Origin of the sequence: Actinocrispum wychmicini (genome assembly GCF_004345645.1) — a bacterium.
GTDB lineage: Bacteria > Actinomycetota > Actinomycetes > Mycobacteriales > Pseudonocardiaceae > Kibdelosporangium > Kibdelosporangium wychmicini.
This window is the reverse complement of record NZ_SLWS01000022.1, coordinates 20,012-44,245: the sequence shown is the minus strand read 5'-3', so window position 1 is coordinate 44,245 and position 24,234 is coordinate 20,012. Positions and strand designations below refer to the sequence as shown.

At 69.5% G+C, this 24,234-nt stretch carries 2 protein-coding genes; both read right to left on the bottom strand.

Annotated elements, in window-relative coordinates:
• Positions 1-10,122: a type I polyketide synthase gene (locus tag EV192_RS56670; RefSeq protein WP_132126266.1), complete on the bottom strand. Its 10,122-nt coding sequence runs from the start codon at positions 10,120-10,122 to the stop codon at positions 1-3.
• Complete coding sequence (locus tag EV192_RS56665) at positions 10,119-24,233, bottom strand: type I polyketide synthase (protein ID WP_132126265.1); 14,115 nt, start codon at positions 24,231-24,233, stop codon at positions 10,119-10,121. The genes EV192_RS56670 and EV192_RS56665 overlap by 4 nt, the downstream gene beginning before the upstream one ends.
• Position 24,234 lies beyond the last annotated feature (1 nt).

The window sequence follows — 24,234 nt, the reverse complement described above, 5'->3', positions numbered from 1 at the left end:
TCAGCTTTCGGTTGGGCCGAGCGCCATCCGCACCAGGTCGTCGACCCCCATGTGCTCGAGCGCGTCCGCGTCGTCGATCCGGGGCGCGTCCCCGGTGCCGGTGGGGTTGGCGAGCCCCAGGACCGCGTCGAGGAGACCGGCCTCCCGGAACCGCGCCAGCGGAATGGACGCCATCAGCTGGCGAATCGCGGTCTCCTCGTCCTCGGCGGGAGCGAGTTCCGCGCGCAGGACGTCGACCAGCGCGTCCGGGGTCGGGTAGTCGAAGATCAACGTGGCGGGCAGCCGGACACCAGTCGCCGTGGTCAGCCGGTTACGCAGTTCCACCGCGGTCAGCGAGTCGAACCCCAGTTCCTTGAACGCCCGGCCGGGGTCGATCTGGTCCGGCGAACCGTGCCCGAGGACCGCCGCGATCTCCGTGCGCACAACGTTCCGCAGGTTGTCCTCGGAGACGTCGGTCACCACAACGGCTTTCCGGCCACGAACCAGCCCACGAAGCATGGGCGGACCGTCCGGCCCCAGCGTCCTGGCGTTGATGATCACCGGCACAAGAGCGGCCTCGTCCCGCGCGCACGCCGTGTCGAACAGGCGCAACCCACGCTCGACGGCCAGCGGCGGCATACCCGCGCGTTCCATCCGGCGGATGTCGGCGTCGGTGAGGTCGCTGGTCATCCCAGTGGCCTGCGCCCACGGCCCCCAGGCCAGGGACACGGCCGGCAGCCCCAGCGTCCGCCGATGCTCGGCGAGGGCATCGAGGAACACGTTGGCCGCCGCGTAGTTCGCCTGGCCGGGCGCGCCGAACGTGCCCGCTGAGGAGGAGAACAGCACGAACGCCGCCAGGTCATGGTGTTTCGTGAGCTCGTGCAGGTGCACGGCCGCGTCGACCTTCGGCCGCATGACCTCGGCGAGCCGTTCCGCCGTCAGGTCGGACACCAACCCGTCGTCCAGCACCCCGGCGGCGTGGATGACCGCGGTCAGCGGCCCGACGGTCGCCAGCAACGCGGCCAGCGCATCCCGGTCCGCTGCGTCGCATGCCGCGATGGTGACCGCGTCGCCCAGCTCGGCCTGGAGCTCGGCGGCCCCTTCAGCCGCCATCCCGCGTCGGCTGATCAGTACGAGCCTGCGCATGCCGCGCTCGTTGACGAGGTGCCTGGCCAGCAACGCGCCGAGGCCGCCGGTGCCGCCGGTGATCAGGACCGTGCCGTTCGGGTCCATTTCGGCCGGAATGGTGAGGACGACCTTGCCGACGTGCTTGGCCTGGCTGACAAACCGGAACGCGTCCGTGGCGCGCCGCACATCCCAGGCCGTCACCGGCAGCGGCTTTAGCACACCCGAGTCGATCAAAGCAAGCAACTCGTCGTACATCACCCTAATGCGGTCGAGCCCAGCCTCCACCAAGTCGAACGCCTGATAGCGTATGTCGGGCAGGGTCGCGGGGTCGCGGATGTCGGTCTTTCCCATCTCCAGGAACCTTCCACCCGGCACCAGCAGCCGCAGCGACGCGTCCACGAACTCACGGGCCAGCGAGTTCAGGACGACGTCGATTCCCCGGCCGTTGGTGACGGTAAGGAACTCTTCCTCGAAGTCCAACGTTCGCGAGGATGAAAGGTGCGCGACGCCGCGGACTACTGCTTGCTTGGCCGCGCTGGCGGTGCCGTACACAGTGGCCCCGAGATGCCGGGCCAGCTGCACCGCCGCCATGCCGACCCCGCCCGCGGCGGCGTGCACGAGCACGGACTCCCCGGGCTTGAGCTCGGCCAGGTCGACCAGCGCGTAGTACGCGGTCAGGAACACGATCGGAGCCGACGCCGCCTCGGCGAACGACCACCCGGCGGGCATCCGCGCCACCATGCGCTCGTCCGCCACGGCCACCGGCCCGAACGCGCCCGAGAACATGCCCATCACCCGGTCGCCGACCGCGAACCTGCCCACCCCCTCGCCGACAGCTGTAACCACACCGGCGCCTTCGAGGCCGAACTCACCCGCGTCCCCGGGGTACATGTTCAAGGCGTTCATGACATCCCGGAAGTTCACGCCAGCCGCGCGGATCGCCACCCGCACCTCACCCGGCCCCAGGCCCAGGTCCCGCGCCCACGCCCGCCCCGGCCGCAGGTCCCGAACCTGCCCCGGCCGCAGGTCCAGCTCCAGCTCCGGCTCATCCAGCCCCAGGCCCGTCTCCCGCACCCACCCCGATCCCTGGTCCGGGTCCGGTTCACCCAGGTCCAGGCCCGGGTTCGGCGCCTTACGCGGGCCCGGGTTCGGGTCCGGCTCCTGGGTCTCGACCAGGTGCAGGTTCTCCAGCACGCCTTTGCCGGTCGACGACAACCGCCAGGTCGAGCTGGCTGGAACGGGCAGCCCGGGGGTGGCTTGGGTGATTCGGGGGACGTGCACCTGGCCGGCCCGGATCGCCAGCTGTGGCTCGCCCGAGTTCAGCGCGGCCGGCAACGCGGCGAGCGAGTCCGCGTGGTCGTCGATGTCGACGAGGACGAACTTGTCGGCGTTCTCGGACTGCGCGGACCGCACCAGGCCCCAGACCGGCGCCTGGCCGAGGTCGACGTGCTCGGCACCGACCTTGACCGCGCCCCGGGTCAGGAACGCCAGTTTGCCGGCGCCGTCCCAGCCTTGGACCAGCTCCAGGGCGCGCCGGGCGGAGTCGTGCGCGTCGGCGGCCACGTCCTTGCCGTCACCGGGCTCGAACGAGACGACCTCGACGTCGGTTTGGGCCGCAGTACCCGTCGGCACCACCGGCCAGTCCACGCGATACGGAATGTCGTGGACGGTCACCTGGATTTCCCGCAACGTCAGGGATTCCACCGATGCGACGGGACGCCCGGCGGGGTCGGCGATATCGAGCGTGACCTGGTCCGGTCCGACCCGGGCGAGCCTGACCCGCAGCGCCGACGAGCCAGCGGCGTACAGCGTGACTCCGGTCCACGAGAACGGCAGACGTCCGCCGTCAACGTGGTCGAGCGGAACAAAAGCGGCCGCGTGCAGCGCACTGTCCAGCAACGCTGGGTGCAACCTGAAGTCCCCCAGGGGCATCTGCCCCGGCAGGCGAACCTCGGCGAACACCTCCGAGTCGCGCTGCCACACCGCCTGCAGGCCTTGGAACGTCGGGCCGTAGCCGAAGCCGGCGGTAGCGAGTTCCTGGTAGAGATCGCTTACGTCGACGGGGGTCGCACCGGCTGGCGGCCAAGGGGTCAGGTCGGTAGTGCTGTTCACGCCTTCGCCCAGGAGGCCGGTGGCGTGCAGGGTCCACGGCTGTTCCGCGTTGTCGGGGCGTGCGTGGATCGTGATCGTCCGATCCGGACCGACCGAGACCTGCAGCAGCACTCCGTCGTCGGACATGACGAGCGGTGTGGCGAGGGTCAGTTCGGTCACCTGATCGCAGCCGAGCGCGGCACCGGCCTGCGCGGCCAGCTCCAGGAACGCGGTGCCGGGAAACAACGTCGAGCCCGAGACCACATGATCGGCCAGCCACGGATGAGTACGCACGGATATCCGGCTGTTGAACACAACTCCGGCGCCGTCGGCGAGTTCGACCGCGTCGCCGAGGAGTGGGTGCGCCGGCGTCGGCCAGTAAGATTCCCGCTGGAACGGGTACGTAGGCAAGTCGATGAGTTGCCCGCCGGCGAAGACACCGGTCCATTCAGGACTATATCCGTCCACATGCAACCGGCCGACCGCCGCCATCAACGTGTGCACCTCGGGCCGGTCCCGCCGCAGCAACGCCACCCCGTCGACCAGAGCCGACAACACCCCATCCGGCCCGACCTCCACAAACCGCCCCGCACCGCCCGCCCGCAAAGCCTCAACACCCTCATGGAACCGCACAGTGTCCCGAACCTGCCGAACCCAGTACTCCACATCGGACACATCCCCGCCAGCGGCCGCCACCACGGGAATGGTCGGTCGCGAGTACCGCACGCTCTCGGCCACCGCACGGAACTCAGCGAGCATCGCGTCCATGTGATGCGAGTGGAACGCGTGGCTGACATTCAGCCGTTTGCCGTCGAACCGCGCCACCAACTCCGCCACCGCGTCCGAATCACCGGAGACCACCACGGCCGACGGTCCGTTGACGGCGGCGATATCCACCCGCTCGTCCAGCACCAACTCATCCGCGGGCACTCGGAGAGCCGCCATGGCGCCGCCCGACGGCAACGCCTGCATCAACCGGGCCCGAGCCGCCACCAGCTGACACGCGTCCACCAGCGAGAACACCCCGGCCACGTGCGCCGCGGCGAACTCGCCGATCGAGTGTCCGAGCACAGCGTCCGGTGTGAAACCCCACGACTCCACCAACCGGAACAGCGCCACCTCGACCGCGAACAACGCCGGCTGCGCCCACCCGGTCTGGTCCAGACCTTCCGCGTCCCCGAACACCACATCGCGCAGACCCGGCTCGAAATGCGCGCACACCTCGTCGAATGCTGAGGCGAACACCGGGAACGCGTCGGACAACTCGCGGCCCATTCCCGCGCGCTGAGCGCCCTGCCCGGTGAACAGGAACGCGGTTTTGGTCCGTCGCGCGACACCGATCTCGACGGATCCACCCACGATGACCGCGCGATGTTCGAACATCGAACGCGATGCCAACGAGAAACCCACGTCCAACGGATCCGCGTCGAAAGACTTGAGCCGCTCGACCTGAGCGTGAACAGCAGCCGCGCTCCGGCCCGACACCACCCACGGAACGGGAATCTCACCGTCCCGGAACGCGCGACACACCGTCCCGGAACGCGAGACACGCGGGGACTCCGGGGGGTGTTCCAGGATGATGTGGGCGTTCGTTCCGCTGAACCCGAAGGACGACACACCGGCCCGCCGGGCGCCGTCGGCCCACTCCACCGGCTCGGTCAGCAGGCGCACGTCTCCCGCCGTCCAGTCCACATGGGAGGTTGGTGAGCTGATGTGTGGGGACTTCGGCAGGACGCCGTTACGCAGCGCCAGCACCATCTTGATCACGCCGGCCACACCGGCGGCGGCCTGTGTGTGGCCGATGTTGGCCTTGATCGCGCCCAGCCACAGGGGTCGATCCCGGTCCTGGCCATAGGTTGCGACGAGGGCATTCGCCTCGATCGGATCGCCCAGGGACGTCCCGGTTCCATGCGCTTCCACCGCGTCGATGTCCACTGGGGACAGTCCGGCGTCGGCCAACGCGGCACGGATCACACGCTGCTGCGAAGGGCCATTCGGTGCCGTCAACCCGTTGGACGCGCCGTCCTGGTTCACCGCCGAACCGCGCACCATCGCGAGCACCGGGTGTCCGAGGCGTTCGGCGTCGGACAGCCGTTCGACCAGGAGGACGCCGACGCCCTCCGCCCAGCCGGTGCCGTTGGCGTCGTCCGAGAAGGCCCGGCACAGGCCGTCCGCTGACAACCCGCGCTGGCGGCTGAACTCGACAAACGCCGCTGGTGTGGACATCACGGTCGCGCCGCCGACCAACGCCATCGAGCACTCGCCCTTGCGCAAAGCCTGAACGGCCCAGTGCAACGCGACCAATGAGGACGAACACGCGGTGTCGACCGTGACCGCGGGCCCTTCCAGACCGAACGTGTAGGCGAGTCGTCCGGAAAGGACACTAGCCGCGTTGCCGGTGCCGAGGTATCCGTCCGCGTCTTCCGCCGCTCCACTGAGAACTGAGGTGTAGTCCTGGCCGTTCGTTCCAATGAACACGCCGGTGTCGCTGCCCCGGCGGGACTCCGGGTCGATTCCGGCGCGTTCGAACGTCTCCCACGCGACTTCCAGCAACAGGCGCTGCTGTGGATCCATGGCCAGCGCCTCACGGGGGGAGATCCCGAAGAAACCGGCGTCGAACTGGTCGACGCCGGTAAGGAATCCGCCGTGCCGGGCATAACTGCGACCTGGCCGGCCGGGTTCGGGGTGATACACACTGTCGACGTCCCAGCCGCGGTCGGCCGGGAACTCGGTCACGCCATCCGCGCCCGCCATGAGCAGCCGCCACAGGTCGTCCGGTGTCGCCACCCCGCCGGGAAAGCGGCAGCCCATGGCGACAATCGCGACCGGTTCGTCTACTTCGGACCTTCTGACAGTCGCAACGGTAGGCCTGGTGCCGGCGAGCGCGGCGGCCATGGCGGCCGGTGTTGGGTAGTCGAACACCAGGCTGGACGGGAGTTTCAGGCCGGTCTCGCGGGCGAGTGCGTTACGCAGTTCGAGCGCGGTGAGCGAGTCGAAACCCAGCTCCTTGAACGCCCGCGCGGCCCCGACCCCGGCTGGCGACGCGTGCCCGAGCACGGTCGCGACCTGGCCACGGATCACGTCCAGCAACTCGGCTTCGGAGAAGGACCTCGGCTGCGAGACAGGTTCCGACCGCCGAACCGGCTGCCGGATGACACCGCTCAGCAGCGGCGAGACCTCGGTCGCCCCAGGGTCGAGCCGCACCGGCACCAGCGTTGCCTCGTCCACAGTAGACGCGAGGTCGAACAGCGCCAGGCCTTCCTCGGCCGAAAGGGGCAGGACGCCACCGCGGGAGATCCGCTGAACGTCCTTGTCCGCCAACGTGCCCGCCATACCCTGTCCAGCCCACATCCCCCATGCCAAGGACTGCGCGGGCAGGCCCTGGGCCCGGCGGAACGCGGCGAACCTGTCCAGGAAGGCGTTCCCGGCCGCGTAGGCCGCCTGGCCCGCACTGCCCAACACCCCGGCGACCGACGAGAACAGCACGAACGCCGCCAGATCCATGTCCTTGGTCAGTTCGTGCAGGTTGACCACGGCGTCGACCTTCGGCGCCAGTACCCCGGCCAGCCGGCCCGGCGTCAGCCCGGGGATAAGGCCGTCGTCCAGGACCCCGGCGAGGTGCACGACCGCCGACAGGTCGCTCACTGTCGCCAGCAAGTCGGCCAACGACTGTCGCGAAGTCACGTCACACGCGACCACTCGGACGTCAGCGTCGAGATCGTCCAGGTCCGCGGCGGTCCCGCTGCGACTGGCCAGGACCAGCCGTTCCACGCCGTACCGCGCCACCAGATGACGCGCGATCAGGCGACCGAGCGAACCGCTGGCGCCGGTCACCAGCACGGTCCCACCGGTCGGCCACTGCGAAGTCCCAGGCCCGACCGGGGCGAGCCGGGGCACCCGCACCACGCCGTCCCGCACCAGCGCCTGTGGTTCGCCTGACCGCAACCCGAGTTCAACGTCGGCATCGGCGTCGGCGTCGACCAGAACGAACCGGCCTGGGTTCTCCACCTCCGCCGACCGGACCAGACCCCAGACCGCCGCCCCCGCCGGGTCGATGACAGTGTCACCGTCCACGGCACCGCTGGTGACGAACACCAGCCGGGACTCGGCAAACCGCTGGTCAGCGACCCATTCCTGGACTGTCCGCAGCACCAGGCCGGTCAACCGGTGGGTCTCGCTGACAGTGTCGATGACAGTGTCGTCGCTGACAGTGTCACGGTCGGAAACGCACCGAATTACCACTTGACGAGGGATCTCCCCGGTCAGCGCGGCGAGGTCGGCCACCTCGACCCAGTCCTGGCCGGATTCAGGCGGGGACACCTCGACCCACTCCAGCCGGTACAGCGACTCGTGGTGCGCGTCGGCGGTGTCCAGCCAGTAGCGGTCCCGCTGGAACGGGTAGGTAGGCAGGTCCACGCGACGGCCGGGTAGCATCGCCGCCCAGTCCGGGTCGAGACCGTCCACATACAGGTCCCCGATGGCCGACACCAACGTCTCGGCTGACGGCTTCCCCTTACGCATCAAGGCGAAGCCGTCCACCAGGGCGGACAGCACACCGTCCGGCCCGATCTCGACGAACCGCACCACACCCTGCGCCCGCAGGTCCGCCACCCCGTCATGGAATCTGACAGTGTCACGGACCTGCCGAACCCAGTACTCGGGCAGGCACACGTCCCCGACAGCCGCGGCCACCATCGGGATCGACGGCCGCTCGAACCGCACGCTCGCCGCGACCTCGCGGAACTCCGCCAGCATTGGCTCCATCAGGGGTGAGTGGAACGCGTGACTCACCCGCAACCGCTTGCCCTCGAACCGTTCCGCGATTCCGAGAGCAGTGCTCTCGTCCCCGGAGACCACCACCGACGAAGGCCCGTTCACCGCGGCGATGCCCACCCGCGAGTCGAGTAAAGGAGCGACCTCGTCCTCCGTGGCCCGTAAGGCGATCATCGCCCCACCGGGTGGCAACGCCTGCATCAGCCGTGCCCGAGCCGCCACCAACCGGCAGGCGTCCGCCATCGAGAACACACCCGCGACGTGCGCGGCGGCGAACTCGCCGATCGAGTGGCCGAGCACGAAGTCAGGTCGCAGTCCCCAGGACTCGACCAACCGGTACAACGCCACCTCAAGGGCGAACAGCGCCGGCTGGGCCCACCCGGTCTGGTCAAGTCCCGGGGCCTCGCCGAACACGACATCCCGCAACCCAGGTTCGAAGTACTCGCAGACCTCATCGAAGACCGCAGCGAACACTGGGTACGAGGCGTACAGCTCGGCGCCCATCCCGGCCCACTGCGCGCCCTGCCCAGTGAACAGGAACGCCGTGGCGCCCGTCCGGATCTCCTTGCTGGACAACGAAACCAGGAAGTCCGACGGGCGACTGCCGACGACCACGGCCCGATGCGAGAAAGCGCTGCGCGTGGTGGCCAACGAGTAAGCGACGTCCGCGATGTCGGGCCGACCGGCCAGCTGCCGCCCCAGTTCCCGTAACGCGGCTGGACTGCGGCCGGACAACACCCACGGCACAGGGCCGGTCGTGGCCGTCGCGGGTTCGTCCGGGGACGGCGGGGCCTGCTCGATGATCACGTGGGCGTTGGTGCCGCTGACGCCGAACGACGACACCCCCGCTCGCCTCAGGCTGGATTGCCACGGCACAGGCGAGGTCAGCAGCCGCACGTTCCCGGCTGACCAGTCTACTTTGGACGATGGGTTCGCGGCGTGCAGGGTCTGGGGCAGCAGGCCGTGCCGCATGGCCATCACCATTTTGATCACGCCGCCGACGCCGGCCGCCGCCTGGGTGTGGCCGATGTTCGACTTCAACGACCCCAACCACAGCGGCCGGTCACGATGTCCGAATGTTGACATTAGGGCATTGGCCTCGATCGGATCACCGAGCGAAGTCCCCGTGCCATGCGCCTCGACCGCGTCAATGTCGAATGTTGACATTCGGGCATTCGCCAACGCCGCACGGATCACCCGCTGTTGCGAGGGACCGTTAGGCGCCGTGAGGCCGCTGCTGGCACCGTCCTGGTTGATCGCGGAGCCACGGACCACGGCCAGCACCGGATGTCCGTTGCGAACAGCGTCCGACATTCGTTCCAGCAACAGCAAACCGACGCCTTCGCCCCAGCCCGTGCCGTCCGCGGAGTCGGAGAACGACTTGCACCGGCCGTCCGCGGCGAGTCCGCGCTGCCGACTGAACCCGATGAACGTCGCCGGGGTCGACATCACGGCCACCCCACCGGCCAACGCCATCGAGCACTCGCCCGTGCGTAACGCCTGTGCCGCCCAGTGCAGCGCGACCAACGACGACGAGCACGCCGTGTCGATCGTGACCGCCGGCCCTTCCAGCCCGAACGTGTACGAAATCCGCCCGGACGCGATGCTCGCCGCGCTGCCGTTGCCCAGATACGCCTCAAGCCCATCGGGCGGGGCCGTGATCCGGGTGCCGTAGTCGTTGTACATCACGCCGACAAACACACCGATTTGGCTGCCGCGCAGGGTCGACGGCCGGATCCCGGCGCGTTCGAACGCCTCCCACGACGTCTCCAGCAGCAGCCGCTGCTGCGGGTCGATCGCCAGCGCCTCCCGGGGTGAGACGCCGAAGAACTCCGCGTCGAACTCGTCGGCGTCGTGCAGGAACCCGCCTTCCCTGGTGTAGCAGGTGCCCGGGTGGTCCGGGTCCGGGTGGTACAACCGAGCCAGGTCCCAGCCGCGCCGGGTCGGGAACGGCGAGATCGCGTCGGTTCCGGCCGCGGCGAGCCGCCAGAGGTCCTCCGGCGACCGGACACCGCCCGGGTACCGGCAGCTCATCGCGACGATCGCGACGGGCTCGTCGGTCGTCGCCTCCTGCAGCCGCTGCCGGGTGCGGTGCAGGTCGGTGGTGACCTTCCTGAGGTAGTCCCGGAGTTTTCCCTCGTTCTGTGTCACGACAGCCCCAGCTCGTTGTCGATGAAGTCGAACATCTCGTCATCGGTGGCCGACTCGATCTCGCCAACCGGCGCCGCCGATCCGACCACAGTGGACAGCAGGCCGGTGAGCCGGGCGGCGATCAGCCGGCGCGCGTCCTCGTGGTCGAGCAGGTCGGCGAAGCGTTGCTCCAGGCGGTCGAGCTCGGCCAGCACCGGCGGCACCGGGTCCACCCCGGCCGGGGTGATCTCGGCGAGCAGGTGCCCGGCCAGCGCGGCCGGCGACGGGTAGTCGAACAGCAGCGTCGCGGGCAGGGTCAGCCCGGTGGCCGAGCTGAGCCGGTTGCGCAGCTCCACCGCGGTCAACGAGTCGAAGCCGAGTTCGAGGAAGCCCCGCTCGGCCTCGACCGCGTCCGGACCGGGGTAGCCCAGCACGATGGCCGCCTCGCCGCGGACGAGCCCGAGGACTGTGCGGTCACGTTCCCCGTCGGACATCTCGGCCAACCGTCGCGCGAGTGTTTCGTCCGCCGCCGGAGTCGCCACGACCCGGCGGGCCGGCATCCGGATCAGGCCGCGCAGCAAGGCGGGGACCGCGTCCACACCGGCCTTGGCCCGGATCGCGTCGATCACCAGCCGGACCGGCACCAGCACCGCTGAGTCCATAGTGGACGCCACGTCGAACAGCGCGAGTCCTTCCTCGCTGGACAGTGGGGCGACGCCGCCGCGGGCCATCCGCAGCAGGTCGGACTCCTCCAACTTGCTCGTCATCCCGCTGCGTTCGGCCCACAGCCCCCACGCCAACGACAACGCCGGCAGGCCCTGGGCCCGGCGGTGATGCGCCAGCGCGTCCAGGAACGCGTTCGCGGCGGCGTAGTTGCCCTGGCCGGTGCCGCCGAACGTGCCCGCCAACGACGAGAACACGACGAACGCGGACAGGTCCAGGTCACGGGTGAGTTCGTGCAGGTTCAGCGCCGCGTCCACCTTCGGCCGCAGCACGGTCGCGACCCGTTCCGGGGTGAGCGCCGAGATCACGCCGTCATCCAGGACACCGGCGGTGTGCACGACACCCGTCAACGGGTACTCGGCCGGAACCGACGCCAGCAGCTCGGCCAACGCGTCCCGGTCGGCGACGTCACACGCGGCCACCCTGACCTCGGCGCCGAGCGCCCGCAGTTCGGCCTCCAGCTCCACCGCGCCGGCCGCGGTCTGCCCGCTGCGGCTGGTCAGCAGCAGGTGCCGGACGCCGTGCTCGGCGACCAGATGCCGGGCGACGAGACCGCCGAGAGTGCCCGTGGCGCCGGTGATCAACACCGTGCCGTGCGAGTCCCACCTGGCCGACGGCGTGGTCCCGGGCACCACGTCCACCCGGGCAAGCCTCGGCACGTGCACGGCACCGACCCGGACCGCGACGTGTGGCTCCCCTGACGCGACGGCCGCAGGCAGCGCCGCGTACGACGCGTCCCGGTCGTCGATGTCGACGAGCACGAACCGGCCCGGGTTCTCCGACTGCGCCGACCGCACCAGGCCGTTCACCGCGGCCTGGGCCAGGTCGGCCACGTCCTCACCAACCCGGTAGGCCATCGCGCTCTGGGTCACCAGCACGAGTTTGGCCGCCGCGAACCGCTCATCCGCGAGCCACGACTGCACGAGGTCGAGCGCCCGGTAGGTGGCGGTCCGGACCGCCACCGGCAGGTCGTCGCCGTCGGTGTCCATGCCGGTCATCAGGACCAGGTCCGGCACCGCGGCGCCGGCGTCGATCTCCTGCCGGATGGCCGCGAGGTCCGGATACGACTCCACCGTGATCCCGGCGTTGCCCAGCGACTTCGTCACCTCGACCTGGTCGACGCCGACGAGCGCCCACCGGCCGCCCGGTGTCGCGGGCACGATCGGCGCCCGGACCCAGTCGATCCGGAACAACGAGTCGTGGTGCTGGGACCGTGCCGCCTTGACCTGGCTCGCGGTGACCGGGCGCAGCACCAGCGACTCGATCGACGCCACCGGGCGCCCGGTGGCGTCGGCGAGGTCGACCGCGACGGTGTCCGGTCCCGTGCGGGTGAGCCTGACGCGCAGCTTTGACGCGCCGGTCGCGTGCAGGGACACGCCGGTCCACGAGAACGGGACCAGCCCCTCGTCGGTGTCCGGCCAGACGAACGCGATGGTGTGCAACGCCGCGTCCAGGAGCGCCGGATGCACGCCGAACCGGTTGACGTCCTGTCCGTCCGGCAGGTCGACCTCGGCGTACACCTCGTCTTCGGTCCGCCACACCGCCCGCAGGCCCTGGAACACCGGGCCGTACGCGAACCCGTTGGCCGCCATCCGTTCGTACAGATCGTCCACATCGGACGCTGTACCGAGCGGCCAGCTGCCGAGTTCGACCGCGGTGCCCTGACCGCGCCTGCCCAGGACACCGCTGGCGTGCTGGGTCCAGCGTTCGTCGTCGAGGGCTTCCTCGGTACGGGAGTAGATGGCGATCGAGCGGTTGCCGAAATCGTCCGGCGCGCCGACGACGACCTGGAGCCGCACGCCGCCTCGCTCGGGCAGCACCAGCGGCGCCGCGAGCGTCAACTCCTCGACCCGTTCGCAGCCGACCAGATCCGCCGCGCGCATCGCCAGTTCGACGTATGCGGTGCCGGGCAAGAGGATCGTGTCCATCACGACGTGGTCGGCGAGCCACGGGTGGGTGTGTGTGGACAGCCTGCTGGTGAACACCAGGGTGTCCGAATCGGCCAGCGCGATCGCCGCGCCGAGCAATGGGTGGTCGACCGGCTCCAGGCCGACCGGTTCCACGTCGCCGACTGAGGCGGGCACGTCCAGCCAGTACCGTTGCCGCTGGAAGGCGTACGTGGGCAGGTCGATCCGCCGGCCGCCGGCCAGCATCTCCGTCCACTCCGGACTAAAACCGTCCACGTGCAACCGGCCGACCGCCGCCATCAGAGTGTGGGTTTCCGGCCGGTCCCGCCGCATCAACGCGACCCCGTCGACCAGCGCCGACAACACCCCGTCCGGCCCGATCTCCACGAACCGGCCCACACCCTCAGCCCTGAGCGCTTCCACACTCTCGTGGAACCGAACAGTGTCACGGACCTGCCGAACCCAGTACTCCGCTTCGGTCACGTCACCGCTAGCGGCGGCCACCACCGGAATCGTCGGCTGTCCATATTGGACGCTCTGCGCCACTTCCCGGAACTCGTCAAGCATGCCGTCCATGTGGTGGGAGTGGAACGCGTGGCTGACGTTCAGCCGCTTGCCGTCGAGGGTCGCGGCCAACTCCAGCACCGCGTCCTCGTCGCCGGAGATCACGACCGACGACGGACCGTTGACCGCCGCGATCCGTACCCGATCATCCAGCCAAGGTTCGATGTCCACTTCAGACGCCCGCAGCGCGGCCATCGCGCCACCTGACGGCAACGCCTGCATCAACCTGGCCCGCGCGGCCACCAACCGGCACGCGTCGTCCAAAGTGAACACTCCGGCGACATGCGCAGCCGCGAACTCGCCGATCGAATGCCCCACCACGGCGTCCGGCCTGAGCCCCCATGACTCCACCAACCGGTACAACGCGACCTCGATCGCGAACAGCGCGGGCTGTGCCCACCCGGTCTGGTCCAACCCGTCCGCGTCCCCGAAGACCACATCCCGTAGGCCGGGCTCGAACCGTTCGCAGACCTGGTCGAACGCCTCCGCGAACACCGGGAACGCCTCGTACAACTCACGGCCCATTCCCGCGCGCTGGGCACCTTGGCCGGTGAACAAGAAGGCGGTCTTGGTGCGGCGGACCACACCGACGTCGACGGCACCGTTCACGACGACCGCGCGATGGTCGAACATCGCTCGCGTGGTGGCCAACGAGAACCCGATGTCCAACGGGTCCGCGTCGACCGCCATGATCCGCTCGACCTGGGCCCGGACAGCTGCCTCGCTCCGGCCGGACACGGCTAGGGGAACTTCAACGTCCGGGAACGCGCGACACACCGTCCCGGAAGGCGAGACACGCGAGGGTGGCTCCTCGAGGATGATGTGGGCGTTGGTGCCGCTGATGCCGAAGGCTGAGATTCCGGCCCTTCGGGGGTGTCCGTTTGCTGGCCACGGCACGGGTTCGGTCAGCAGCTGGACGTTGCCGGCGGTCCAGTCGATGTGGGGCGAGGGTTCGGTCGCGTGCAGGGTTCGGGGCAGGGTTTCGTGCCGCAGCGCCAGGACCATCTTGATGACGCCGGCCAGTCCGGCGGCCGCCTGGGTGTGTCCGATGTTCGACTTCACCGATCCCAACCACAACGGCCGGTCACGATGTCCGAATGTTGACATTAGGGCATTAGCCTCGATCGGATCACCGAGCGACGTCCCAGTGCCGTGCGCCTCGACCGCGTCAATGTCGAATGTTGACATTCGGGCATTCCCCAGCGCCGCCCGAATCACCCGCTGCTGGGCGGGACCATTCGGAGCCGTCAGACCGTTCGACGCGCCGTCCTGGTTGATCGCGGAGCCGCGGACCACCGCGAGAACAGGGTGGCCGAGGCGTTCGGCATCCGAGAGGCGCTCCACCATGACCATGCCGACGCCTTCGGCCCAGCCGGCGCCGTCCGCGTCCGCGGAGAACGCCTTGCACCGGCCGTCCGGCGCGAGCGCGCGCTGACGACTGAACTCGATGAACGTGTCCGGGGTCGAGATGACCGTGACACCGGCCGCGAGCGCCAGCATGCACTCGCCCTGGCGAACCGCCTGCGTGGCCAGGTGCAGCGCGACGAGGGACGACGAGCACGCGGTGTCGACCGTCACCGCGGGGCCTTCGAGGCCGAACGTGTACGCGATCCGGCCCGAGGCGACACTGCTCGCGCTGCCGATCGCGAGGTGCCCTTCGAAACCTTCGGGCGCGTGCCGCAGACGGGTGCCGTAGTCGTTGTAGTTGGAGCCGACGAACACGCCGGTTTGGCTGCCGCGCAACGACTCCGGCTGGATTCCGGCGCGTTCGAACGCCTCCCACGCGGCTTCCAGCAACAGCCGTTGCTGCGGGTCGATCGTGAGGGCCTCGCGCGGCGAGATGCCGAAGAACGTCGGGTCGAAGTCGCCCGCGTTGTGCAGGAAACCGCCACCGCGGGTGTAGAACGTGCCGGGCCGGTCCGGGTCCGGGTCGTACAGCCGGTTCAGGTCCCAGCCGCGGTCGCCGGGCAGTTCGGTGACCGCGTCGACGCCGTTCACCAGCAGGTCCCAGAAGTCCTCCGGCGATTCGACACCGCCGGGGAACCGGCAGCTCATCGCGACGATCACGATGGGATCGCCGTCGTCGGCGCGAGTCACCACGACAGGCGCCTGCGTCTGGGTGCCCGTCAGCTCGTCGCTCAGGTGACGGGCCAGCGCTGTCGCTGTCGGGTGGTCGAACACCAGGGTCACCGGCAGCCGCAGCCCGGTCAGCTCGGCGAGGCGTTTGCGCAGTTCCACGGCGGTCAGCGAGTCGAACCCGAGTTCTCGGAAGGCCCGGCCCGGTTCGATCGCGTCGACCTGTTCGTACCCGAGGACGGCGGCGGCCTGTTCGCGCACCAGTTCCAGGATGTCCTCCGGGCTGGTGAGCCGCTGCGGTTCGGGCGTCGGCCCGGTCCAAGTGATCTCACGCAGCGCCGGACTCGGCCGGGTCGCCACGAACGCCGGGCCGTAACGGTCCCAGTCGACGTCCGCGATCGCCACGAACGTCCGGCGCTCGTCCAGCGCCTGCTGGAGGGCGGCGATCGCGCGCTTCGGCGACATCGGGATCATCCCGCTGCGCCGCAACCGTTCGCCGACTTCGCCGTCGGCAAGGCCACCGCCGGCCCAGGCGCCCCAGGCGATGGACGTGGCCGGGAGACCGTCCGCGCGACGCTGCTGGGCGAGCGCGTCCAGGAAGGCGTTGGCGGCCGCGTAACTGCCCTGTCCGGGGCCGCCCAACGTGCCGGCCAGTGACGAGAACAGCACGAACGCCGACAGGTCCGTGGTCAGCTCGTGCAGGTTGACCGCCGCGTCCACTTTGGACTTAAGGACGTTGGCGGCGCGTTCCGGGGTCAGTGTGTCGATGACGCCGTCGTCGATCACACCGGCGGTGTGGATCACCGCGTCGACCCGGTGTTCCGCAAGCAGCGCCGCGAGGGCGTCCCGGTCGGCCACATCACACGCGGCGATGGTGACCTGCGTGCCCAGTTCGGCCATCAGGTCGGCGGCGCCCGGGGCGTCCGCGCCACGTCGGCTGACCAGCAGCAGGTGCTCGGCACCGTTGCGCGCCAGCCACCGTGCGACGTGCCCACCCAGGCCGCCGGTGCCTCCGGTGACCAGGACCGTGCCGGCCGGTCGCCACTCCTCAGCCGGGACGACCTCGGCGTGCACCAGACGCCGTACGTACACCCCGGACTCCCGCACCGCGACCTGATCCTCACCGTCCATTCCGGACAGGACGCCGGCCAGCCGGGTGATCGCCCCGGCGGTGACCGTCGTGGGCAGGTCGACCAGCCCGGCCCACCGCCCGGGATACTCCTGCGCGGCGATCCGCCCGAGACCCCACACCAAGGCCTGCTCGGGATCGGCGAGCCGGTCATCCGCGCCGGTCGACACCGCACCACACGTCACAGCCCACAGCGGCGCCGTAACCGCCAAGTCGCCCAACGCCTGCACCAACGTGACGGTCCCGGTCAGCCCCAGCAGCGACACCACCCCGACCGGTTCGTCGAGCACCTCGTCCACCAGCCGCGCCATCGCGGCCCGATCCTCGTCGACCACCGGCACCGGAACCACCTGCGCGCCCCGCTCCGCAAGCCCGTTGATCACACCCCGCGCCCAGTCCTGCCCGTCGTGGAACGGAACGATCCACGTCCCGGACAGCAACGTGGTGCCGACATCCGCAACCGGCCGCCACTCGACCTGATAACGCCAAGAATCCTCACGTGCCGCCCGAGGCGCGTCCTTCTCCTCAAGCCAGTACCGCTGCCGTTGGAACGGATACGTCGGCAACTCGACCCGCCGCGCGGAACCGAACACAGCGCCCCAATCCGGACTGACACCCCGCACGTACAACTCGGCCAACGAAGTCATGAACCGCCTGAGGTCACCTTCATTGCGCCGAAGCGACCCGACCGCGACGGCGTCCTCCACGGTCTCCTGAACGGCCATGGTCAACACCGGATGCGCACTGCACTCGACGAACGCCTGGAAGCCGTCGCTGGCGAGCCCCCGGACCGCCTGCTCGAACTGGACGGTCTGCCGTAGGTTCCGGTACCAGTACCCGGCATCCAGGTCGGCGGTGTCCAGCCAGTCCCCGGTCAGGGTCGAGAAGAACGGAATGTCAGAGGGCCGTGGTTGGATCGGCGCCAACACTTCCAGCAGCCGGCCTTCGATCTCGGCGACTTGCTCGGAATGCGACGCGTAGTCGACCGGCACCCGCCGGGCACGGATGCTCTCGGCCTCGCACTCGGCGATCACGGCAGCCAAGGCGTCGGGCGGGCCAGAGATCACCACGGAGGAAGGACTGTTGATCGCGGCAATGGAGATGGTGGCCAGTTGCGTGTCCACTAACGACACACCCGAGCCCCACCTTCGCGCCACCTCATCCACCGGCAACCCGACCGACACCATCCCACCCCGACCAGCCAACACCTCACCAATCGCCCTACTCCGCAACACCACCACCCGCGCCGCATCCGCAAGCGACAACGCCCCAGCAACACAAGCCGCCGCAATCTCACCCTGCGAATGCCCCACCACAGCCTGCGGCTCAACCCCCAACGACCGCCACAAAGCCGCCAACGACACCATCACCGCAAACGACACCGGCTGAACCACATCCACCCGATCAAGCCCCACCGAATCCCGCAACACCCCAGTCAACGACCAATCTACGTAATCCCCCAACGCCTCTTCACACTCAGCCATCCGTGCCGCGAACACCTCAGAGGACTCAAGCAACTCCCGAGCCATCCCCGCCCACTGCGACCCCTGACCCGGGAACACGAACGCCACCTTCCCGTCGACGTCCGCCACCCCCCGAACCACCCCTGGATCACCGGAAGCGACCAGGTCGAGGCCGCGCAGGAGTTCGTCGCCGGTCTCGCCGAGCACGACCGCGCGGTGTTCGAACGCCGTCCGGGTGGTGGCCAGTGAGTAGCCGACGTCGACCCGGTTCGCGTCCACCAAGGACCGCAGGGACCCGGCCTGTGCCCGCACGGCCTCGGCGCTCCGCCCGGACAGCACCCAGGGAACGAGCCCGTTGTCCGGTGTGTCCGGTTCGTCCTCGGCTGGAACGTGTTCCAGCACGGCGTGCGCGTTCGTCCCGCCGACACCGAAGGACGAGACAGCCGCCCGCCGGGGCGCGCCGGTCGACGGCCACTCGACCGCCGATGTCAACATTCGGACATCACTGCTGGCCCAGTCGACGTGGGGGGACGGCGAGTCGGCGTGCAGGGTCCGTGGCAGCACGCCGTGCTGCATGGCCAGGACCATTTTGATGATCCCGGCCGCGCCCGCGGCGGTCTGGGTGTGGCCGATGTTCGACTTCACCGAGCCCAGCCACAACGGCCGGTCCCGGTCTTGTCCGTATGTTGACATCAACGCCTGGGCTTCGATCGGGTCGCCCAGCGTCGTCCCCGTGCCGTGGGCTTCGACCGCGTCAATGTCGAATGTTGACATTCGGGCATTCGCCAACGCCGCCCGAATCACCCGCTGCTGCGACGGACCGTTCGGCGCTGTCAGACCGTTCGACGCGCCGTCCTGGTTCACCGCGGTGCCACGGACCACCGCGAGCACGCGATGCCCGTTGCGGCGCGCGTCGGACAGTCGCTCCACGAGGAGCATGCCGACGCCTTCGGCGAGTCCCATACCGTCGGCGTCGGCGGAGAACGCCTTGCACCGGCCGTCCAACGCCAAGCCCCGCTGCCTGCTGAACCGGACGAACGGCGCCGGAGTAGACATCACGGCCACCCCACCGGCCAACGCGAGCGTGCACTCCCCCTGCCGCAACGACTGCGCGGCCAGGTGCAACGCGACCAGCGACGATGAGCATCCCGTGTCGATGGTGACCGCGGGGCCCTCCAGGCCGAACGTGTACGCGATCCGCCCGGACGTCACGCTGCCGGTGCTGCCTGTGACGAGGTGCCCTTCCACGTTGTCGGGCACTTCAAGCAGGCGCGAGCCGTAGTCGTGGCCGCTGGCGCCGAGAAATACGCCGGACAAGCTGCCGCGCAGGGACGCCTGGTCGATTCCGGCGCGTTCGAACGCCTCCCACGCGGTCTCCATCGCGAGGCGCTGCTGTGGGTCCATCGCGAGCGCCTCACGCGGTGAGATCCCGAAGAACGCCGGGTCGAAGTCGGCCGCGTCGACGAGGAACCCGCCGGCGCGGGTGTAGCTGGTGCCCGTGCCGTCCGGGTCGGGGTCGTAGAGCGCGTCCAGGTCCCAGCCGCGGTCGGTGGGGAAGTCGGAGATCACGTCCAGGCCGTCGGCCAGGACCCGCCAGAGATCCTCCGGCGACCGCACACCGCCCGGGAACCGGCAGCTCATCCCGATGATCGCGATCGGCTCGTCGGACGCGACGGCGGTGACAGCGACCGGCGCCTCATGGTCGCCGAACAGTTCGGCCCGGATCTGACGGGCCAGCGCCTGAGCGTTGGGGTGGTCGAAGACGACCGTGGTGGGCAGTTTCAGACCGGTGGCCGTGTTCATCCGGTTCCGCAGGTCCACGGACGTCAAGGAGTCGAATCCGAGGTCACGGAACGCCCGCGTCGGCTCGACCGCGTCCCCGCCGCCGTAACCGAGGACGCCGGCGACCTGGCCACGGACCAGGTCCAGCAGCGCGCGGTCACGGGCGTCGGTGGACAGGCCGGCGAGCTTGTCCCGCAACGTCCCGTCGGCCGGGCCGGACTCGGTTTCGGCGGCCAGGATCCGGGCGACCTCCGGGATCTCACCGAGCAGCGGCCGGGGCCGGGCGGCGGTGAACACCGGCACGAACCGGTCCCAGTCGACGTCCGCGATCGCGACGAACGTCTCGTCGTGGTCCAGCGCCTGCCGCAACCCGGCGACCGCCAGGTCCGGTGCCATGAACGGGATGCCCCGCCACCGCAGGTTCTCCTGGATGACGTCCACAGCCATGCCGCCGCCCTGCGGATCCCAGATCCCCCAAGCGATCGACGTCCCCGCCAGGCCGCGGGCACGTCGGTTCTCCGCGAGCGCGTCGATGTACGCGTTGGCGGCGGCGTAAGCGCCGTGATCCCCACTGCCCCAAACGCCGGCGACGGACGAGTACAACACGAAGGCGTCCAGGGTGTCCGTGTCGAACAGGGCGTCCAGGTTCACGGCGCCGACCAGCTTGCTGTGCATGCCTTCCGCGAACTCGGCCAACGTGGTCGCGTCGAGCGGGGCCAAGAGGCCGACACCAGCGGTGTGCACGACGGTCCGGATCGTTTCCCCGTCCGCCTCGATCCGCCGGACAAGGCCCGTCAACGCTTCCAGGGAGGCGACATCGCAGGCCACAACCGTCGCCCTGGCGCCAAGGACCTCCAGCTCAGCGACCAGTTCGGCGGCGCCAGGGGCGTCCGGGCCCCGGCGGCTCGTCAACACCACGTGATCCGCGCCGCCGCGCGCCAGCAGGCGGGCGACATGCGAGCCGAGCCCACCCGTGCCGCCGGTGACCAACGCCGTACCTGTGGCCTGCCACTCGCGCCCAGCACGGTCGGTCAGCGGAGCACGGACCAGGCGCCGAATGAGCGTCCCCTGTGGACGGATGGCGAACTGGTCCTCGTCACTCGGCTGACCCACAACACGACAGAGTCGAGCAAGCGCTTGCTCGTCGACGACGTTCGGCAGGTCGACCAGGCCACCCCAGCGGTCCGGGTGTTCCAAACTGACGACCCGACCCATCCCCCAGATCGTCGCCTGCATCGGCCGGTCCAGGACGTCACCCGAGCCGGCGGCCAGCGCTTGTCGGGTCACCAGCCACAGCGGCGCGCTGATCCCGGCGTCGCCGAGCGCCTGCGTCAGGACAAGGGTTTCCGCCAGCCCGACCGTCACCGCAGGTTCGATCAGCCGTTCGTCGAACGCCAGCAACGACAGGACACCGTCAACGGAACCAAGGCCCTGGAGGCTTTCGGCGAGCGCCGCCCGGTCAGTGCCGGCGGTCAACGTGACGACCTGAGCACCACGGGACATCAGCGCCTGGACACACGCCTCCGCGGTGGAATCGTCCCCGGGCATCATCGCCAACCACGTCCCGGACAACGCCGCCGTAGAATCCGGAATCCGTTGCCACCCAACGCGATAACGCCACGAATCCACGGTCGCCCGATCGCGCCGCCCCTTGTGCCACGCCGTCAACGCCGGCAGAACGCCATCAAGGGCCTTCTCATCGACCCGCAAGGTCTCGGCCAACGCGGAGGCGTCCGCCTGCTCGACCGTCGCCCAGAACTCGGTGTCAACCGGCTCGGCCGCGGTGGACTTGGGCTCCGCCAACCAGTAGTGCTGCCGCTGGAACGGGTACGTCGGCAGTTCGACGCGCCGAGCGGCGCCGAACACGGCGTCCCAGTCCGGCCTGACACCCCTCACGTACAGCTCGGCCAGCGAGGTCATGAACCGCGTGAGGCCGCCTTCGTTGCGCCGGAGCGACCCGACCGCGACCGAGTCGTCCACGGTCTCCTGCACCGGAACGGTCAGGACCGGATGCGCACTGCACTCCACGAACACCTGGAAGCCGTCGTCGGCCAGCCCACGAACAGCCTGCTCAAACTGAACCGTGCCCCGCAGATTCCGGTACCAATACCCAGCATCCAACCCAGCGGTGTCCAGCCAGTCTCCGGTGAGAGTGGAGAAGAACGGAATCTCAGCGGACTGCGGCTGGATCGACGCGAGCACCTCCAGCAGCTGGTCCTCGATCTCGGCTACCTGCTCGGAATGCGACGCATAGTCAACAGGAATCCGCCGGGCACGAATGCCCTCGGCCTCGCACTCGGCGACGACGGCATCCAAGGCCTCCGGCGAACCAGAGATCACCACAGAGGAAGGACTGTTGATGGCAGCAATGGAAACGGCATCCAGCCGACGCACCGCGCCACCCTCAAGCGGGCCCGACGCCAGCTGTCCATCCGCCGGCAACACCGTCGAGACCCACCGCCGAGCCACCTCATCCACCGGCAACCCCACTGACACCATCCCACCCCGACCAGCCAACACCTCACCAATCGCCCTACTCCTCAACACCACCACCCGCGCCGCATCCTCCAACGACAACGCCCCAGCCACACACGCCGCCGCAATCTCACCCTGCGAATGCCCAACGACTGCCTGCGGTTCAACTCCATACGACCGCCATAGCGCCGCCAACGACACCATCACCGCGAACGTGACCGGCTGAACCACATCCACCCGATCCAACGCCGTCGAATCCCGCAACACCCCAGTCAACGACCAATCAACAAACTCCCCCAAAGCCACCTCACACTCGGCCATCCGCGCGGCGAACACCTCAGACGACTCAAGCAGCTCCCGAGCCATCCCGACCCATTGGGAACCCTGGCCCGGGAAGACAAACGCCACCTTCCCCTCAACATCCGCCACACCCTCAACCAGCGACCCACCTACCAACGCGGCCCGGTACGCCAGAGCGGCCCGAGTCGTCGCCAACGAGAACCCGACATCCACCGGATCACCGTCGACAGAACCCAGCCGCTCCACCTGAACACGCAAAGCCTCAGCAGTGCGCCCCGACACCACCCACGGCACCGGACCGGACACCGCTGAACCAGCCTCGGCTTCGGTCACTTCCGAAGACTGTTCGATGATCACGTGGGCGTTCGTCCCGCTGCCGCCGAAGGACGACACGCCCGCACGGCGGGGTTCGCCCGTCTCCGGCCAGTCGATCTGCTCGGTCAGGAGTTCGACGTTGCCCGCGGTCCAGTCGACGTGGTGGGTGGGTTTTTCGGCGTGCAGGGTCTTCGGCAGGATGCCCGCGCGGATCGCCATCACTGTCTTGATCACGCCGGCGATCCCGGACACCGCCTGGGTGTGGCCGATGTTGGACTTCAACGCGCCGAGCCACAGTGGACGGTCGCGGTGCTGGCCGTAGGTCGCGAGCAGTGCCTGGGCTTCGATCGGGTCGCCGAGTGTGGTGCCCGTTCCATGGGCCTCCACCGCGTCGACCTGGTCCGGTGACAGCCGTGCCTTGGCCAACGCCGCGAGGATCACCCGCTGCTGTGACGGGCCGTTCGGGGCAGTCAGGCCGTTGGAAGCGCCGTCCTGGTTGATGGCCGAGCCTCGGATCACGGCCAGCACCTGGTGGCTGTTACGGCGCGCGTCCGACAGCCGTTCCAGGATCAGCACGCCGACACCTTCGGACCACCCGGTGCCGTCCGCGTCCTCGGAGAACGCGCGGCAACGACCGTCCGTGGACAGGCCGCGCTGCCGGCTGAACTCCACAAAGGACCGTAGCGACGCCATGACCGTTGCCCCGGCGGCGATCGCGACGGAACACTCGTCCTGGTGCAGGGACTGACACGCGAGGTGTAGGGCGACGAGCGACGACGAACACATGGTGTCGACGGTGACCGCCGGCCCTTCCAGGCCGAACGTGTACGCGATCCGCCCGGACAACACCGCTCCCGCGCCACCGGTGAGCATCAGACCTTCGACGTCGTCCGGGGCCTTGCCGAACCCCGTCCCGTATCCCTGGTTGCTGCAGCCCACGAACACGCCGGACTGGCTGCCCCGCAGGGATTCGGGATCGATCCCGGCCCGTTCGAATGCCTCCCATGTGGACTCGAGCAGCAGTCGTTGCTGTGGGTCCATGGCGAGGGCCTCACGCGGTGAGATCCCGAAGAACGCCGGGTCGAACTCGGCGGCGTCGTACAGGAATCCGCCTTTCCGGACGTACGTGAACCCGGCCCGGTCCGGGTCGGGGTCGTACTGCCCGTCGACGTCCCAGCCACGGTCGGTGGGACAGTCGCCGATCGCGTCGGTGCCGTCCTCGACCAGCGCCAGCAGGTCCTCCGGCGACCGCACACCGCCGGGGAGCCGGCAGCTCATGGCGACGATCGCGATCGGCTCCCGCTGGGTGGCCTCCAACTGCGCCACCCGCCGGTTGGCCTGTCGCAGGTCGGCGGTGACCCGCTTGAGGTAGTCGCGCAGCCTGTCCTCGTTCGGCACG